Consider the following 17,195-nt stretch of genomic DNA (forward strand, 5'->3'; position numbering starts at 1 on the left):
CCTACGCCGACAATTGCCGCATGACGGCGATCAGGTCCGACTTGCCTTCGAACCCGATGCCGGGAAGTTCCGGCATCGTGACGTAGCCGCCGTCGACTTTCACACCATCGGGAAAGCCGCCAAATGGCTGGAACAGGTCCGGGTAGCTTTCATTGCCGCCCAGGCCCAAGCCCGCTGCAATGTTCAACGACATCTGGTGGCCGCCGTGCGGAATGCAGCGGCTGGCCGACCAGCCGTGCTCGCCCAGCATGTCCAGCGTGCGCAGATACTCCACCAGCCCGTAGCTCAACGCGCAATCGAATTGCAGCCAATCGCGGTCCGGGCGCATGCCGCCGTATCGGATCAGGTTGCGCGCGTCCTGCATGGAAAACAGGTTTTCGCCCGTCGCCATCGGGTTGTTGTAGTAGTTGCGCAAGGTGGCCTGCAACTCGTAATCCAGCGGGTCGCCCGCCTCTTCGTACCAGAACAGGTCGTACTGCGACAGCGCCTTGGCATACTGAATGGCCGTATCCAGATCGAAGCGGCCGTTGGCGTCCACCGCCAGCTTCTGCCCGTCTTGCAGCACGCTCAAGATGGAATCGATGCGGCGCAGGTCCTCGTCCAGCGACGCGCCGCCAATCTTCTTCTTCACCACCGTGTAGCCACGATCGATGTAGCTGCGCATTTCATCCTTGAGCTTGCCGTGGTCCTGGCCCGGGTAGTAATACCCACCGGCCGCGTAGACAAACACCCGGCGGTCGGCTTGCCCGTTGCCGTAGCGATCCGCCAGCAACTGGAACAGCGGCTTGCCTTCGATCTTTGCGACCGCATCCCACACCGCCATGTCGATGGTGCCAATCGCCACCGAGCGCTCGCCATGGCCGCCCGGCTTTTCGTTCGTGAACATCGCGTCCCAGATCTTGTGCGGGTCCAGATTCTTGCCCGTCGCGTCCACGAGCGATTCTGGGTCGGCTTCCATCACGCGCGGAATAAACCGCTCGCGCATCAGCTTGCCCTGGCCATATCGGCCATTCGAATTGAAGCCGTAGCCCACCACCGGCTTGCCGTCACGGATCACGTCGGTGATCACGGCGACCAGGCTCAGCGTCATCTTGCTGAAATCGATATAGGCGTTGCGGATGGGCGAGCTGATGGGCAGCGTCTGTTCGCGGATCTCGACGATTCTCATGAGGTGTCTCCTGATGCGCCGGCTGTGGCGGCGTAGGTAAGTTCAGAACCCCTAGCGTAGAGGCGAATACCCGCACTAAGATTCACCCATATTCATTTGATTATTAACTTTCAGTGAAAACCGACATCGCGTCCGAATTGGAGTTCTTCATCCATCTGGCCCGGCTGGGCAGCCTTTCGGCGGCCGCGCGCGAACTCGACCTAACGCCACCCGCCGCCACCAAGCGCCTGGCGCTGATGGAACGGCGCTTGGGCGTGCGGCTGGTCAACCGCAGCACGCGCAACCTCAGCCTGACTCCCGAGGGCGAAACCTACCTGTCGCACGCGTCAAAGATCCTTGAAGACCTGCGCGCCATGGAAGACGCGGTCTCCAGCAGCGGCGGCACACCACGCGGCCCGCTGAAAGTGAACGCCACCTTGGGGTTCGGCCGCACCACCATCGCCCCGCTGGTCTCGGACTTTGCCAAGCGCTATCCCGACGTGCAGGTACAGCTGGACGTAACGGACCGGCCGGTGGACCTGGTGGAAGGCGGATTCGACCTGGCGATCCGTTTCGGCGAACTGCCCGACAGACGCCTCAGCGCCCGGCGCGTCATGTCCAACGGCCGCTTCCTGTGCGCGTCCCCGCGCTATCTGGACAAGCACGGCACCCCCACCACGCTGGCCGATCTGGCCTCGCACCGCTGCATCCTGCATACGCAAAACGACGAAGCACACGGCGTCTGGCGATTCACCCGCGAAGGCGAAAGCGTGGCAATCAAGGTGGATGGGGCGCTGTCCAGTAATGACGGGGATATCGTGCTGGGCTGGGCACTGGACGGCCATGGCATCTTGATCCGCTCGGAATGGGATCTGGCCAAGTATTTGAAAAGCGGACGGCTGCGAGTGGTATTACCCGACTACACGCTGCCGTCCGCGGACCTCTTTGTGTATTACCCGCAACGCAGAAATCAAACTGCCCGGGCCAGGGCGTTTATTGATTATCTGGTGGAAGTGTTTCAAGCGCCGAACAAATAAAAAGCCCCCGCTTTTGCGAGGGCTCTTTCATAGCTGCGTAGCCGTTCGGAAAAATCAGAACGGAATATCGTCGTCCATATCCGCCAAATTCGCACCGCTGCTCGCCGGAGCCGCAGCAGGCGCCGGGCGCTGTTGCGGCGCCGGGCGTTGCGCCGGGGCGCGTTGCTGTTGCGGACGCGACGGGGCGTCGTCGTAGCCGCCGCCACCACCGTAGCTGGCGCCGCCGCCACCGCCGTCTTCGCGGCCGCCCAACATTTGCATCTGGTCAGCCACCACTTCAGTGCTGTAGCGATCAGCGCCGGTGTCCTTGTCTTGCCACTTGCGCGTCTTCAGACGGCCTTCGATGTAGACCGAGCGGCCTTTCTTCAGGTATTCGCCGGCGATTTCAGCCAGGCGGTTGTACATGACGACGCGGTGCCATTCGGTTTCTTCGCGGCGTTCGCCGGAAGCCTTGTCCTTCCAGGTGGAGGTCGTGGCGATGGACATGTTGCAGATTGCAGCCCCTTCCGGGCTATAGCGGACTTCCGGGTCGCGACCCAGATTGCCCACGAGAATGACTTTGTTAACCGATGCCATGCCGATGTCCCTCAGTTGTTGACAGCCTGCGCCTGTGCGTTGCCGCGAGCGCGCCGGCAACAACATAAAAAGCGATGTTGAAGACCGGCTTCATGAAACGCGCCGGTCATCATGACAATGACCGGCGACGCCTGGGATCGTGACGACCCCCACTTCCGTGAAGCCCTAAATTGGTACGTATTATCGACGAAAAGCCCCCGCCACGCCAAACGCGATTCGTGACAAAGCGATCCACCCCGGGAATCGATTTAGGGGCTGTTGGGCGCCATAGGCAGCGCGATCAGCGACGGTTGAGGCGTAGTCGGGGACGCATCCCCGGCCCGGTAGCCGGCCCTGTAGCCGGCCCAATCGCCAGCCCTGATCACCCGCCTTCGATCACCGCCCTTGCCGCCTTGATCCCGCCTTGGCGGTCTTACGCCAGCGGCCGCAGCGCCCAGGTCACCGCGAGCCACACCGCCGACAGAATCGCCGCGCCGACGAACACCGCGCTAGCGCCTGAATGGGCCGCCAGCCAGCCTCCCAGCGCACCGCCCGTAAACAGCCCGGCCGCTTGCGCCGTGTTGTAGAAGCCAAGCGCCAGCCCCTTGTACGCCTGCGGCGCCACGCGCGACACCAGCGAAGGCTGCAAGGCCTCCAGCACGTTGAAGGCGACAAAGAAACCGGTCAACGCCACAGCCAGCGTGTAAAAACCATGGCTGGCCGCCGGCAGCAGCGCGCACACCAGCACCAGGCCCGCCACGGCGGCGCGCAAGGCGCCCCGGTGGGCACGACGCTTTTCCGCGACGAACACCACGGGCACCATCAGTACGAACGACACCAGGATGACGGGCAGATAGACCTTCCACAGCTCGCGCGCGTCCAGCCCGCCGACTTTGGCCAGCAAGGCCGGCACCACCACGAACAGCGACACCTGAATCAGATGCAGCACGAACACACCAAAGTTCAGGCGCAGCAAGTCACGGTGGGTCAGCACTTCACGCGGCCGGGCGGCCTGCATGGTGCGGGCTTGGGTGCGCGGCACCACCGGCACCACAAAGCGCGCCACGCCCAGGCAGATCACGCCCAGGCAGGCGATGGTCCAGAACAAGCCCGACAGGCCCCACCAGCCCACCAACACGGGCGACAAGACCAGCGACACCGCGAAAGACAGTCCGATCGACCCGCCCACCATGGCCATGGCCCGGGTGCGGACTTCGTCGCGGGTGGCGTCGGCCAGCCAGGCGGTGACGGCGGCGGAGATCGCGCCCGCGCCCTGGATGGCGCGGCCGATGGTGATCCAGTACACGTCGGTCGCCTGCGCGCAGACGATGCTGCCCACCACGAACAGCAGCAGGCCGAATAGCACAACGGGGCGCCGCCCCCAGCGGTCGGACGCCAGGCCGAACGGGATCTGCATGAATGCCTGGGTCAGGCCATACATGCCCAGCGCCAGGCCGACGCGCGCGGGGTCGTCCCCGCCAGGCAAGCCGGCAGCCGCGACGGCGAACACCGGCAGCAACAGGAACAGCCCCAACATCCGGGCGGCGAACAGGCCGGCCAACGCGACGCTGGCGCGACGTTCGGAGGGGGTCAATTTCAGCTTGATGTCTGCCGGCATGCGAAAAATTCAACAATGACAAGGGCGGTGCGCGCGCGTGGATGTCACACGCTCACAGTCTGATCTGGCGGTGCGGCGCCGAACGCCGTTCAGTCCAACTTGTCGGACTGCCTTGAACGCGGGAGGTTTCGGCGCGCTATAGTAACAAGTTGGCCTTTGAAACCGCTTAAAAGAGCCTGATGGACACCCGATCGACGTGACAATACGCATACGGGGTGCACGCACCCACAACCTCAAGAACGTTTCGCTGGACCTGCCGCGCCACAAACTGGTGGTCGTCACCGGCTTGTCCGGCTCCGGCAAGTCTTCGCTGGCGTTCGATACGCTGTACGCGGAGGGCCAACGACGTTATGTGGAAAGCCTGTCCGCGTATGCCCGCCAATTTCTCCAGCTGATGGACAAGCCGGACGTCGACCTGATCGAAGGGTTGTCGCCGGCCATCTCTATTGAGCAAAAGGCCGCGGGCCACAACCCGCGTTCCACCGTCGGCACCATTACCGAAATCCACGACTACCTGCGCCTGCTGTATGCGCGGGTCGGCACGCCCTACTGCCCCGATCACGGCCTGCCGCTACAGGCGCAATCCGTCAGCCAGATGGTCGACGCGGTGCTGGGCTGGACGCCCGAAACGCGCCTGGCCGTGCTGGCGCCCATTGCGCGCGGCAAGAAAGGCAGCTTCGAGGACGAATGCGCCAGTTTGCAGGCGCAAGGCTATGTGCGGCTGCGCGTGGACGGGCAACTGATGGAAATCGACGGCATGGCGCCGTTGAAGAAAACCGAAAAGCACGACATCGACGTCGTCATCGACCGGCTGCGCATCAAGCCGGAAAGCAAGCAGCGCCTGGCGGAAAGCTTCGAAACCGCGCTGCAACTGGCGGATGGGCGCGCGCTGGCGCTGGACATGGACAGCGAACACGAGCAGGTGTTCTCCAGCCGCTACGCCTGCCCGGTGTGCAGCCACAGCCTGCCCGAACTGGAACCGCGCCTGTTCAGCTTCAACAACCCGATGGGCGCCTGCCCCAGCTGTGACGGCATCGGCCAGGTGGGCTTTTTCGACCCCAAGCGGGTCGTGGCCTTTCCTGAACTGAGCCTTGCCGCCGGTGCCATCCGGGGCTGGGACCGCCGCAACGCCTTCACGCATTCGCTGCTGAGCAGCCTGGCGGCGCATTACGAATTCGATATTGAAGCCCCGTTTGAAGACCTGCCCGAAGCCCTGCGCGACAAGGTGTTGTACGGGTCGGGCGAAGAAGAAATTTCGTTCCTCTACTTGAACGAGAAAGGTCGCAGCACCGTCAAGCGCCACACATTCGAAGGCGTCATCCCGAATCTGGAACGCCGCTGGCGCGAAACGGATTCCGCGACCGTGCGGGAAGAACTGGGCAAGTACCGCAACATCAAGACCTGCCCGGACTGCGCTGGCTCGCGCTTGCGCCCCGAAGCCCGCAACGTGCTGATAGGCCACGATCCGCGCGGCGGCGAGCGCCACGGCCAAGCCATTTATGAAGTCGAGGCCATGCCGCTGTCCAGCTGCCTGGCCTGGTTCCGTGACCTGAGCCTGACGGGTGCCAAGCAGGAAATCGCGCAGCGCATCGTGCGTGAAATCGAGGCGCGGCTCAGTTTCCTGAACAACGTGGGCTTGAACTATCTGTCGCTGGACCGCAGCGCCGACACCATATCGGGCGGCGAGGCCCAGCGCATACGCCTGGCCAGCCAGATCGGTTCCGGTTTGACCGGCGTCATGTACGTGCTGGACGAGCCATCCATCGGCCTGCACCAACGCGATAACGACCGCCTGATCGGCACCCTGCAACACCTGCGAGACCTGGGCAACAGCGTCATCGTCGTCGAGCACGACGAAGACATGATCCGCATGGCGGACTGGGTGGTCGACATGGGTCCGGGCGCGGGCGAGCACGGCGGCGAAGTCGTGTCGCAGGGTGATCCTGAAACGGTGCAGCGCGATCCGAACTCGCTGACCGGCCAGTACCTGAGCGGCGCACGCGAGATCGCAATTCCACCGCGCCGTCCGGTCAACGACGAACTGCCGTGGCTGACCTTGACCGGCGCCAGCGGCAACAACCTCAAAGACGTAGAACTGCGCGTGCCGGCCGGCCGCCTTGTCTGCGTCACGGGCGTGTCCGGTTCCGGCAAGTCCACACTGATCAACGACACGTTAGCGGTTGCCGTATCGCGCCAGCTGCATCACGCGCAAAGCGAACCCGCCCCCTACGTGTCGATGCAGGGCCTGGAAAATTTCGACAAGATCATCAGCGTCGACCAAAGCCCCATCGGCCGCACGCCGCGCAGCAACCCGGCAACCTACACCGGGCTGTTCACCCCGATCCGGGAGCTCTTTGCCGGCGTGCCGGAAGCGCGTACGCGTGGCTATGACCCGGGCCGGTTCAGTTTCAACGTCAAGGGTGGCCGCTGCGAAGCGTGCCAGGGCGACGGCGTGGTCAAGGTCGAAATGCACTTTCTGCCTGACATGTACGTGCCTTGCGACGTGTGCCACGGCAAGCGCTACAACCGCGAAACGCTGGAAATCCGCTACCGGGGCCGCAACATCAGCGAAGTGCTGGACCTGACGGTTGAGCAGGCGCTGGAATATTTCGAATCCGTGCCCGCGATCTCACGCAAGCTGCATACGCTGATCGATGTCGGCCTGTCTTACATTCGCCTGGGTCAAAGCGCCACCACCTTGTCGGGCGGCGAAGCGCAACGCGTGAAGTTGTCATTGGAGCTGTCGCGCCGCAGCACCGGGCGCACGCTGTACATCCTGGACGAACCCACCACCGGCCTGCATTTCCGCGATATCGAACTGCTGTTGCAAGTGCTGAACCAGCTGGTCGACAGCGGCAATACCGTGCTGATCATCGAGCACAACCTGGACGTCATCAAAACGGCGGACTGGCTGATCGACATGGGCCCGGAAGGCGGCGACGGCGGCGGCTATGTCGTGGCACAAGGCACGCCCGAGGTTGTTGCCAATACAAAGGCCAGCCACACCGGGCAATACCTGGGCAAGCTGCTGCGCCGCAACGCAGGCCGGTAAATCGACGGGCACCCAATCGACGCGCACCGAATCGACGCGCACCTTAAGGCAGAAACCGCACCATGTACACCCTGATCATCGGCAACAAGAATTACTCATCGTGGTCCTTGCGGCCCTGGCTGGCGCTGCGTGCGACGGGCATCGAATTTAACGAGCAAAAGCTCGGGTTCTTCACGGAAGCGTTCACGCGGCAAGTGGCGGCGGTGTCGCCCGCCGGGCTGGTGCCGGTGCTGCTGGACGGCGACTTCGCCGTGTGGGATTCGCTGGCCATCTGCGAATACGTGGCTGAACAGCACCCCGACGCGGCCCTGTGGCCCAAGGACGCAAAGGCGCGCGCGCGGGCGCGGTCGATTGTGGCGCAAATGCACAGCGGCTTTACGGCGCTGCGCAACGCGATGCCCATGAATATCGAAGCGCATCTGCCGGACATCGACGTGCCCGAGGCCGCGCAGCAAGACATCGAACGCGTGCAAGCCATCTGGCGCGACACGCGCGCGAAGTTTGGCCTGGGCGGCCCGTTCCTGTTCGGTGAATTTTCGATTGCCGACGCGTTCTATGCACCGGTTGTGTCGCGCTTTACCACCTACAACGTTGCCGCGACGGGCGCCGTGCGCGACTACATGGACGCGGTGATTGCGCTGCCCGCCATGCAAGAATGGATGCGCGACGCGCATGCGGAAGCGACGTTCGTGCCGGAAGACGAGCCGTACCGCACGCATCGCTGAACGGGCACAACTGACGGGCGCAACGGGGCGCGCACCACGGCCCGGCAGCCCGTCAACGCCAGCGGCACCGCTTAGCCCATTTCAAACAGCCGCTTATGCTCGCGAATGGCGTAGCGGTCGGTCATGCCCGCGATGTAATCCGAAATGGCGCGGGCCTGTTCATTGAATGCCTCGCGCCGGTAGTCGGGCGGCAACAGCCGCGGATCATCCAGGAACGCCGCGAACATCTCGCGCACGATGCGGCGCGCCTTCGCGGTCATGCGCAGCACCTGGTAATGCCGGTACAAGTTGTCGAACAAGAACTTCTTCAGTGCGTCGGCCTCGCGCCGGATCTCGTCCGAAAAACCAGCCAAAGGCGGTGCGCGGCGCACATCGTCAACGCTGGTCGGGGCCGCGTCACGAATGCGAGCCAGCGATGTTTGCGTCAGGTCGACTATCAAGGTGTTGATCATGCGGCGAATCGTCTCGGCCACCGCGCGGCGTGGCGCCAGGCCGGGATAGCGGTCCAGCACCTGGGCATGGTGGCGTTCGAAGATCGACACGTCTTGCAACTGCTCAAGGGTGATCAAGCCTGAGCGCAGGCCGTCGTCGATATCGTGGTTGTTGTAGGCCACTTCGTCGGCCAGATTGGCCAGCTGCGCTTCCAGGGACGGCTGCGTGCGGTTCAGGAAACGCTCGCCCACATCGCCCAGCTGGCGCGCATGCGCGGCCGAACAATGCTTGAGGATGCCTTCGCGCGTTTCAAAGCAAAGGTTCAGCCCGTTGAAGTCCGCGTAGCGCTCTTCAAGCTCGTCCACCACGCGCAGGCTTTGCAGGTTGTGCTCGAAGCCGCCGGCCTCGGGCGCCAGCTCGCGCATGCAGGCATTCAGTTCGTCCTGGCCGGCGTGGCCGAAGGGCGTGTGGCCAAGATCGTGCGCCAGCGAAATGGCTTCGGTCAGGTCTTCGGACAGCCCCAGGCTGCGAGCCAGCGTGCGCGCAATCTGCGCCACTTCCAGGCTGTGCGTCAGACGCGTGCGGAACAGATCGCCTTCGTGGTTGACGAACACTTGCGTCTTGTATTCCAACCGGCGAAAGGCGCCGGAATGGACGATGCGGTCGCGGTCACGCTGAAACTCGGTCCGGTTTTCGGGCGGTGGTTCGGCATAGGCCCGACCGCGCGATTGGGACGGGTCGGATGCGTAGGAAGCCAGCTCTTTCATCTGCAACACCGTCTCCATCGCGGTTACTGGGTGGTTCGGGACAAGACGGCGCGCACCGCCTCATCCGGGGCCGCGCGCATCAGCGCTTGGCCTATGCGCGGCATGAGCACGTAGCGAATCGAGCCGCCTTCGGTTTTCTTGTCGACCTGCATCAGGTCCAGCCAGCGGTCGGCGCCCAGGTCGGGCGCCACCACGGGGCAGCCGATAGCCGCCACCAGCGCGCGCACGCGTTCCACGTCGGCCCGCTGGAAACCGGCCACATCGGCCGACAACTCTGCCGCCTGCACCATGCCGCAACCGACGGCCTCGCCGTGCAGCCAGGCGCCGTAGCCCAGCCCCGATTCAATGGCGTGGCCAAAGGTGTGGCCCAGGTTCAGGATGGCGCGCAGGCCGGATTCGCGTTCATCCTTGCCGACCACCTGCGCCTTCAGTTCGCAAGAGCGGCGAATGGCGTAGGCGACGGCCTGCGGGTCCAGCGCGCGCAGCTTTTGCACATTGTCTTCGCACCAGGTCCAGAAGTCCGGGTCCAGGATCAGGCCGTACTTGATGACTTCGGCCAAGCCGGCGGACACTTCGCGCGCGGGCAAGGTGTTCAGCACGTTGGTGTCGATTTCGACGGCCACCGGCTGATAGAACGCGCCGATCATGTTCTTGCCCAGCGGATGGTTCACGGCGGTCTTGCCGCCTACCGACGAATCCACCTGGGCCAGCAGCGTCGTGGGCACTTGCACGAAGCGCACGCCGCGCATGTAGACGGCGGCGGCGAACCCGGTCATGTCGCCGATGACGCCGCCGCCCAGCGCCACCAGCACGCAGCGGCGGTCCAGGCGATGCGTCAGCAAGGCGTCAAAAATCAGGTTCAGCGATTGCCAGTCTTTATAGGCCTCGCCATCCGGCAGTTCAATGCGCAGCACGCGCTTGCCCGTGCGGGCCAGCGCGGCCTCGGCACGCTCGCCGTACAGGGCGGCCACCGTGGGGTTGGTCACGACCGCAATCGCGGTGGCGTCGGCGGGAATGCACTGGTCCAGGGCATCAAGGCGGCCGGGGCCGATGTGGATCGGATAGCTTCCGCCCGGGGTGTCGACGTCAACAACGTTCATATGCGCTTCTCGAAGGCTTGTAATTGCGGCAGCAGCGCCTTGACCAGCGTGTGGATGGGCATGGCCCCGGTTTCCACGACCAGGTCGGCGACTTCTTTATAGAGGGGTTCCCGCAGGGTCATCAGATCCCGCAGGGTGCCGCGCGGGTCGGCGGTGGCCAGCAACGGGCGGTTGCGGTCGCGGCAGGTACGGCGGAACAATTCGTCCACGCTGGCCCGTAAATAGATGACGATTCCGCGCTCGCGCAGGCGTTGGCGGTTTTCACTTGCCAGGATGGCGCCGCCACCGGTAGCAAGAATAATGTTGCGCCGTTGGGTACACTCCTCCAAGGCGGCGGATTCTCGGCGACGAAAACCGGCTTCGCCCTCGATTTCGAAGATAACCGGCACCCGAACGCCGCAACGCGCCTCGAGCTCATGATCCAGATCCATAAACTCGCGCCCCAGCGCACGCGCCAGGCTTCGGCCTATGGTGGTCTTGCCCGCGCCCATCATTCCCACCAGGAACACGGGCAGGTCATGCGGCAATGGCACGGTCTTGCCTGTGCACTCGATGGCGCAAGGCACGTGGTCAGGCCCCTGGTCGGAGGGCGCTGGGTCCGGGTCAGCCTCCGGACATGAGTGGGCGGAAAAGTTCATGTCGGCATTATCACATCTGCCGCCAGTTGCCCGCGCACCACACAGAACAATCTTGTTACAGAAACCGATCCCTCGCGCTGAGATGGGACCGGAGATACCCGTAAAATCGCCGCGATGAGCAAGCCCCAGAATTCCTCCAAGAAAGACAAGCCCGCCAAGAGCGGCTCCCCGATCCTGCGATTCTTCGTAAAAACCGGCATCCTCTTTGCCGGCCTGTTCCTGTGCGGCGTATTGCTGGCCGGAATGGCGCTGGCGCTGGCCTGGCCGAACCTGCCCGACCTGAACGCCATGACGGACTACCGCCCGCGGGTGCCGCTGCGCGTGTACACGGCCGACCGCGTGCTGATCGGGGAATTTGGCGAAGAACGCCGCAACGTGCTGCGTTTCAACGAAATTCCCGACGTCATGAAGTCGGCGGTGCTGGCGGCCGAAGACGACCGCTTCTACCAGCACGGCGGTATCGACTGGACGGGCGTGGTGCGGGCGGGCCTGACCAACCTGATCAACATGTCCAAGACGCAGGGCGCCAGCACGATCACGATGCAGGTGGCGCGCAACTTCTACCTGTCGTCGGAAAAGACCTATTCGCGCAAGTTCTACGAACTGCTGCTGACGTTCAAGATTGAGTCCGAGCTGACCAAGGACCAGATCCTTGAGCTCTATATGAACCAGATCTACCTGGGTCACCGCGCCTACGGTTTCGCCGCCGCCTCGCGCACGTACTTCGGCAAGCCCTTGTCCGAAGTGACCCCGGCCGAAGCCGCCATGCTGGCCGGCATCCCGAAGGCGCCTTCGCGCTTCAACCCGATTTCGAACCGCCCCCGCGCCGAACTGCGCCAGCGTTACGTGCTGGGCCGGATGCAGTCGCTGGGCTACCTGACCGAGCCGGAATACAAGCAGGCGATGGCGCAGCCCATCATCATGAAGTCGGCGGAAGGCACGCCGGCGGGCGGCTATTCGATTCACGGCGAATACGTGGCGGAATTGGCACGCCAGCTGCTCTACAACGTCTACCAGGACAACGTCTATTCGCGCGGCATCAACATCTACACGACCGTGCAGTCCAAGGACCAGGAAGCCGCGTATCGCGCCGTGCGCGAAGGCGTGCTGGAATACACGCGTCGCGCGCCCTACCCCGGCCCCGAAGAGCAACTGGACCTGCCCCCGGGCACCGAAAACAATCCGGCCGCGCTGGATGAATTCCTGGACGGCGTGTTCGACAAATTCAGCGACAGCGGCGACTTGCTGACCGCCCTGGTGTTGTCGGCCAGCCCCACCGAAGTGAAGCTGGCGCGCAGCTCGCGCGAGATCATCACCGTCACCGACAAGAAGGTGCTGGGCGTCGTCGCCCGCGCGCTCACTGACAAGGCCAAGCCCGAACAGCGCATCAAGCGCGGCTCGGTGGTCTACATCCGCAAGTTCGGCGACAACTGGGAAATCATCAACCTGCCGTCGGTGCAGGCCGCCTTCGTCGCCTTGTCGCCGCAAGATGGCGCCATCCGCGCGATGGTCGGCGGTTTCGATTTCTATCGCGGCAATTTCAACCGCGTAACGCAAGCGTGGCGCCAGCCGGGCTCGAACATCAAGCCGTTCATCTACGCGGCCTCGCTGGAACGCGGCCTGACGCCCGCCACGCAGATTTCCGACCAGCCGTTCGAACTGACGGCGGCGCAAACCGGCTCGAAGGCCTGGAACCCCAAGAACTACGGCAATCAGTACGAGCCCATGCTGACCTTGCGCCAGGGCCTGTACAAGTCCAAGAACATGGTGTCGATCCGCATCCTGCAAGCCATTGGCCCGCAGTACGCACAGGACTACCTGACCCGCTTCGGCTTCGACAAGGCACGCCAACCGGCCGTGCTGCCGCTGGCCCTGGGTGCAGGCAGTGTCACGCCGCTGCAACTGGCCGGCGCGTTCTCGGTATTCGCCAACGGCGGCTACCGCGTCACGCCCTACCTGATCGACCGCGTCACCGACAGCAGCGGCAAGGTCATCATGCAGTCCAAGCCCGTGGTGGCCGGCGACGCGGCGGCCCGCGCCATCGACCCGCGCACCGCCTGGGTCATGGACGACATCCTGCGCGGCGTGGCCACCTACGGCACGGCCGCGCGCGCCCGCGCACTGCTCAAGCGCAACGACATCGCCGGCAAGACCGGCACCACCAACGAATCCGTGGACGCCTGGTTCTCGGGCTACACACCGAACCTGGTGGCAACGGCGTGGCTGGGCTTTGACCAGCCCAAATCGCTGGGCTCGCGCGAGACCGGTGGCGGCGTCGCCATGCCGATCTGGGTCGACTACATGCAAGACGTGCTCAAGGGCGTGCCGGAAGAAAAGCCCCGCCCCCGCCCCGATGGCCTGATCGTGGAAAACGGCGAGTTCTACTTCTCTGAATTCCCGCCCGGACAGGCCGTGGCCCGTCTGGGGTTGGCCGAAGCCGACACCCTTGGCGAGTTCCTGAACGGCCTGGGCGGCAGCAGCAGCCCGGATACGAAGATCAAGGTGGCGCCGGGCGTGGGAACGCAAAACGCGGCTCCGTGGTCGCAGAAGATCCCGTTCTGACGAACAAAGGCCGGCCTGGATAGGCCGGCCTTTCAGTTTTTGGGCAGACCCCGGCGGTTCACTGCAACGCCGCTTGCGCCGGCCTGAACCGCTTGAAATCCCAATGCCGACCCGGCGCGGCATCCAGCAGCTGGCGCGTGTAGCCATCCTGCGGTCGAGTCAGCACCGCAGCCGCCTCCCCCGCCTCGACGATCTGCCCCGACTTCATCACGACGATCGAATTGCATATCTGCGCCGCCACGCGCAGGTCGTGTGTGATGAACAGCACCGCGGTGTCAGTGCGGGCACGTATGTCTTCGATCAGTTCCAGCACCTGTGCTTGCACCGACACATCCAGCGCCGAAACCGCCTCGTCGGCGATCAGGATGTCGGGCCGCAGCGCCAACGCGCGCGCGATGCAGATGCGCTGGCGCTGCCCGCCCGAGAACTGATGCGGATAGCGCTCCATGGTGTCCGCGCCCAGCCCGACAATATCCAGCAGTTCGATCGCCCTCGCTTGCGCCTCATCTTGCGGCACACCGAAGTTGCGCATGCCCTCGATGATGGAATCGCCCACGCGAATGCGCGCATTCAGCGATCGGTACGGGTCCTGGAACACCACCTGGATGCGCTTGCGCACAGGATGGAATTGCCGTTTGCTGGCCGTGGCGATCTCGATGCCGTCCAGACGCACGCTGCCGGAACTGGGATCGATCAAGCGAGCGATGCAGCGCGCCAGCGTGGACTTGCCCGACCCCGACTCGCCCACGATGCCGACGATCTCTTTCTTGCGCAGCGTGAAGCTGACGTCGCGCACGGCGTGCACCGCGCGCTTTGCCTTGAAGAAGCCGCGCTCGTTGTAGGTCTTTTGCAGACCGTTGACCACCAGCACAGGTTCGCCTTCGGGCGCCTGCCGAGCGGACGGCGCAAGGCCCGGCACCGATGACACCAACATGCGCGTATAAGCCTCTTTCGGACGCGCCAGCACCTCGTCGCGCGTTCCCACCTCGACCAGTTTTCCGCGGTTCATCACCGCAATACGATCTGCAATTTCCGCCACCACGCCAAAGTCGTGCGTGATGAACAGCACCGCGGTGTTGTGCGACTTCTGCAGTTCCAGTATCAACGCCAGGATCTGCTTCTGGGTGGTCACGTCCAGCGCGGTGGTGGGCTCGTCGGCAATCAGCAGCTTGGGGTTCAGGATCAGCGCCATGCAGATGACGATGCGCTGGCGCTGTCCGCCGGAAAGCTGATGTGGATAGGACTGGTAGATGCGTTCCACCTCCGGCAAGCGCACCGATTCCAACATATCCAGGATCTTGCGCTTGCGCGAGGCCGCGTCCATCGCGCTATGGGTGCGCAGTACCTCGTCGATCTGCCAGCCAACCGTGCGCACCGGATTGAGCGCCGTCATGGGCTCCTGGAAGACCATGGACATGCGGGTGGCGCGCAGCTCGCGCAGGCGCTCCGGCGTGCATGCCAGCACGTCTTCGCCGTCAAGCAGGATGCGGCCCGCGCTGGGACGCAGCGCATCCGGCGCCAACAGGCCCATTACCGAAAACGACGTGACGGACTTGCCCGATCCGGACTCTCCGACCACACACAGTGTTTCACCGGCGTGTATGTCGAAGCTGATGCCTTCGACCACGTGGCGCGGCTCATCCGCCGGCGTGCCGACGAGCGTCACCGACAGATTCTGCACTTGCAGCACGGGCATTGTGGAATTGTTCATGTCAGACCCTTCGCGCCATCTTGGGATCAAGGGCGTCGCGCATGGCGTCGCCCAGCATGTTCACGCTGAGCACGGTCAGCGCCAGGAACATGCCCGGCAGCAGGATCAGCTCGGGCTTGATCTGGAAGTACATCCGGCCTTCGGCGATCACGTTGCCCCAGGACGGAAACTCGGGCGGCATACCAACGCCCAGAAAGCTCATGACCGCCTCGGACAGCATGGCGGATGCAAAGATGAAAGTGCCCTGCACGATCAGCGGCGCCACCGTGTTGGGCACCAGATGGCGCCGCATCAGCACGTGCGTGGGCGTGCCCAGCGAAATGGCGGCTTCCACATAGGGTTCGTCGCGCAGGCTCAGGATCAGGCCGCGTACCAGGCGCACCACGCGCGGGAACTCGGGCACGGCAATGGCGATCAGCACGGTCAACATGCTGGCGCCCGTCACCGCCACCAGCGCGATGGCAAGCAGGATGCCGGGCACGGACATGATGCCGTCCATGACGCGCATGATGACCATGTCCGCCGTGCGAAAGTAGCCTGCGACCACGCCCAGCGCCAAGCCGGGTATCAACGCGGCCACGGCCGTGCCCGCCCCGATCATCAACGAAATGCGCGCGCCATGGACCACGCGCGACAGCACGTCGCGGCCATACGCATCGGTGCCAAACCAGTGCTCGGCGGAAAAGCCCTTCAGGCGCTGCATGGGATCGATGGCCATGGGATCGGCCAGCCCCAGCAGATTGGCCGAGATGGCGGCCAGGACGATGACCCCAAGCACAGCCAGTGCCGCCATGACCGGCCACGTGGACAGCGTGCGCACCAGCGCGGACGCGGGTCGCTTGCGGATGGCGGGCGCAGCGCCGGCCCCACCCGCGATCGAGTGTATGGAAGTAGACATGCAGGTTCCTTCAATAACGGATGCGCGGATCGAACACCGAATACAGGACGTCGATAGTCAGGTTCACCCCGATGTAGACCAGCGAGAACAGCAGGATCAGCCCTTGGATCAGCGGATAATCGCGCGCCAGCACCGACTCGACCACCAGCCGCCCCAGGCCGGGCAGGTTGAAGACCGACTCCGTGACGACCACGCCGCTGATCAATAACGCGATGCTCACGCCGATCACGGTGATGATGGGCACGGCCGCGGTCCGCAGCGCGTGCGCCATCATCACGGCGCGTTCGGTGATGCCCTTGGCGCGCGCGGTGCGGATGAAGTCCTCACCCATCACCTCCAGCACGCTGCTGCGGGCGATGCGCGCGATCAGGGCCACAAACCCCGTGCTGAGCGCGATGGTGGGCAGCAACAGGTGCATGCCGAAGGCAACAAGACCCGCCGAAGGCGACTTATAGCCCTGCACGGGTAGCCAGCCCAACTTCATGGCAAACAACAGGATCAGCGCATAGCCGGTGACGAAGATGGGCACCGAAAAGCCCAGCACCGAAAACGCCATCACCGCCCGGTCAGTCCGGGTGCCGCGCCGCCACGCCGAGAACACACCCAGCGGCACGGCGATCAACGTAGACAGCAGGATGGTCGACAGCGCCAGCGCCAGCGACGGCCCCACGCGATTGCCGATCATCGCGGTGACGGGCGTGCCCGAATGCAGCGACACGCCCAGATCGCCTTGCAGCACCTGGCCGCTCCACAGAAGGAACTGGGTGGCCAGCGACCGGTCCAGCCCCATGTGCTCGCGAATCTGGGCCAGCTGCGTTTCGGTGGCGGCATCGCCTGCCAGCATCAGCGCCGGATCTCCCGGCGTCAGGCGCAGCAGGCAAAACACCAGCACGGCCACCGTCAGCACCACCGGAACGGTCGCCAGGATGCGCCTGAGTAGGTAGCTGAACATG

General features: G+C 64.3%; 13 protein-coding genes. 4 read left to right on the forward strand and 9 right to left on the reverse strand.

The window, feature by feature from the left end; genetic code table 11:
- Position 1 precedes the first annotated feature (1 nt).
- Positions 2–1,168, reverse strand: coding sequence for a mandelate racemase/muconate lactonizing enzyme family protein (locus tag AC0Z35_RS07015; protein WP_319307579.1), 1,167 nt, complete (start codon positions 1,166–1,168; stop codon positions 2–4).
- A 113-nt stretch (positions 1,169–1,281) separates the two neighbouring features.
- Between AC0Z35_RS07015 and AC0Z35_RS07020 the strand changes: the two genes are divergently transcribed.
- Positions 1,282–2,184: a LysR family transcriptional regulator gene (locus AC0Z35_RS07020; protein ID WP_319307580.1), complete on the forward strand. Its 903-nt coding sequence runs from the start codon at positions 1,282–1,284 to the stop codon at positions 2,182–2,184.
- Positions 2,185–2,238: 54 nt separating this feature from the next.
- Here the strand turns inward: AC0Z35_RS07020 and ssb are convergent, their stop codons facing one another.
- Together ssb and AC0Z35_RS07030 are read right to left on the reverse strand one after the other, a co-directional pair.
- On the reverse strand, positions 2,239–2,760 hold the full coding sequence (gene ssb / locus AC0Z35_RS07025) for a single-stranded DNA-binding protein (RefSeq protein ID WP_046802916.1): 522 nt from the start codon (positions 2,758–2,760) through the stop codon (positions 2,239–2,241).
- Positions 2,761–3,172: 412 nt separating this feature from the next.
- On the reverse strand, positions 3,173–4,357 hold the full coding sequence (locus AC0Z35_RS07030) for an MFS transporter (protein WP_046802915.1): 1,185 nt from the start codon (positions 4,355–4,357) through the stop codon (positions 3,173–3,175).
- A 196-nt stretch (positions 4,358–4,553) separates the two neighbouring features.
- Here AC0Z35_RS07030 and uvrA point away from each other — a divergent pair, with 196 nt between their 5' ends.
- Positions 4,554–7,409 (forward strand): excinuclease ABC subunit UvrA, encoded by a 2,856-nt coding sequence (gene uvrA / locus AC0Z35_RS07035; protein ID WP_370638738.1) that lies wholly within the window; start codon positions 4,554–4,556, stop codon positions 7,407–7,409.
- Between the two features lie 62 nt (positions 7,410–7,471).
- Positions 7,472–8,134 (forward strand): glutathione S-transferase family protein, encoded by a 663-nt coding sequence (locus tag AC0Z35_RS07040; RefSeq protein WP_485131048.1) that lies wholly within the window; start codon positions 7,472–7,474, stop codon positions 8,132–8,134.
- 71 nt (positions 8,135–8,205) lie between these two features.
- On the opposite strand, the gene AC0Z35_RS07045 is transcribed toward AC0Z35_RS07040, so the two are convergent.
- From AC0Z35_RS07045 to AC0Z35_RS07055, 3 genes are read right to left on the reverse strand one after another with little or no spacing between them, the layout of a single operon-like run.
- On the reverse strand, positions 8,206–9,333 hold the full coding sequence (locus AC0Z35_RS07045) for a deoxyguanosinetriphosphate triphosphohydrolase (RefSeq protein WP_046803121.1): 1,128 nt from the start codon (positions 9,331–9,333) through the stop codon (positions 8,206–8,208).
- 23 nt (positions 9,334–9,356) lie between these two features.
- On the reverse strand, positions 9,357–10,433 hold the full coding sequence (gene aroB / locus AC0Z35_RS07050) for a 3-dehydroquinate synthase (RefSeq protein ID WP_046802912.1): 1,077 nt from the start codon (positions 10,431–10,433) through the stop codon (positions 9,357–9,359).
- Positions 10,430–11,071, reverse strand: a complete 642-nt coding sequence (locus AC0Z35_RS07055) for a shikimate kinase (protein ID WP_046802911.1) — start codon at positions 11,069–11,071, stop codon at positions 10,430–10,432. The genes aroB and AC0Z35_RS07055 overlap by 4 nt, the downstream gene beginning before the upstream one ends.
- 114 nt (positions 11,072–11,185) lie before the next feature.
- Here AC0Z35_RS07055 and AC0Z35_RS07060 point away from each other — a divergent pair, with 114 nt between their 5' ends.
- On the forward strand, positions 11,186–13,633 hold the full coding sequence (locus AC0Z35_RS07060) for a penicillin-binding protein 1A (protein WP_485131047.1): 2,448 nt from the start codon (positions 11,186–11,188) through the stop codon (positions 13,631–13,633).
- Positions 13,634–13,691: 58 nt separating this feature from the next.
- Here AC0Z35_RS07060 and AC0Z35_RS07065 read toward each other — a convergent pair whose 3' ends face one another.
- From AC0Z35_RS07065 to AC0Z35_RS07075, 3 genes are read right to left on the reverse strand one after another with little or no spacing between them, the layout of a single operon-like run.
- Positions 13,692–15,344: an ABC transporter ATP-binding protein gene (locus AC0Z35_RS07065; protein WP_485131046.1), complete on the reverse strand. Its 1,653-nt coding sequence runs from the start codon at positions 15,342–15,344 to the stop codon at positions 13,692–13,694.
- 1 nt (position 15,345) lies between these two features.
- Positions 15,346–16,242 carry an ABC transporter permease subunit gene (locus AC0Z35_RS07070; protein WP_314359256.1) on the reverse strand — a complete coding sequence of 299 codons (897 nt, stop codon included), beginning with the start codon at positions 16,240–16,242 and terminating at the stop codon, positions 15,346–15,348.
- 10 nt (positions 16,243–16,252) lie between these two features.
- On the reverse strand, positions 16,253–17,194 hold the full coding sequence (locus AC0Z35_RS07075) for an ABC transporter permease (protein ID WP_104142492.1): 942 nt from the start codon (positions 17,192–17,194) through the stop codon (positions 16,253–16,255).
- Between the last annotated feature and the right edge of the window lies 1 nt (position 17,195).

The sequence above is a fragment of the Achromobacter sp. 1L-A-4-B-C2 genome (assembly GCF_057291955.1).

Excerpts from the sequence above, each read along its gene's own strand:
- AC0Z35_RS07015 (WP_319307579.1), bottom strand. The coding sequence starts at position 1,168 with ATGAGAATCGTCGAGATCCGCGAACAGACGCTGCCCATCAGCTCGCCC.
- ssb (WP_046802916.1), bottom strand. The coding sequence starts at position 2,760 with ATGGCATCGGTTAACAAAGTCATTCTCGTGGGCAATCTGGGTCGCGAC.
- AC0Z35_RS07030 (WP_046802915.1), bottom strand. The coding sequence starts at position 4,357 with ATGCCGGCAGACATCAAGCTGAAATTGACCCCCTCCGAACGTCGCGCC.
- AC0Z35_RS07040 (WP_485131048.1), top strand. The coding sequence starts at position 7,472 with ATGTACACCCTGATCATCGGCAACAAGAATTACTCATCGTGGTCCTTG.
- AC0Z35_RS07045 (WP_046803121.1), bottom strand. The coding sequence starts at position 9,333 with ATGAAAGAGCTGGCTTCCTACGCATCCGACCCGTCCCAATCGCGCGGT.
- aroB (WP_046802912.1), bottom strand. The coding sequence starts at position 10,433 with ATGAACGTTGTTGACGTCGACACCCCGGGCGGAAGCTATCCGATCCAC.
- AC0Z35_RS07055 (WP_046802911.1), bottom strand. The coding sequence starts at position 11,071 with ATGAACTTTTCCGCCCACTCATGTCCGGAGGCTGACCCGGACCCAGCG.
- AC0Z35_RS07060 (WP_485131047.1), top strand. The coding sequence starts at position 11,186 with ATGAGCAAGCCCCAGAATTCCTCCAAGAAAGACAAGCCCGCCAAGAGC.
- AC0Z35_RS07065 (WP_485131046.1), bottom strand. The coding sequence starts at position 15,344 with ATGAACAATTCCACAATGCCCGTGCTGCAAGTGCAGAATCTGTCGGTG.
- AC0Z35_RS07070 (WP_314359256.1), bottom strand. The coding sequence starts at position 16,242 with ATGTCTACTTCCATACACTCGATCGCGGGTGGGGCCGGCGCTGCGCCC.
- AC0Z35_RS07075 (WP_104142492.1), bottom strand. The coding sequence starts at position 17,194 with ATGTTCAGCTACCTACTCAGGCGCATCCTGGCGACCGTTCCGGTGGTG.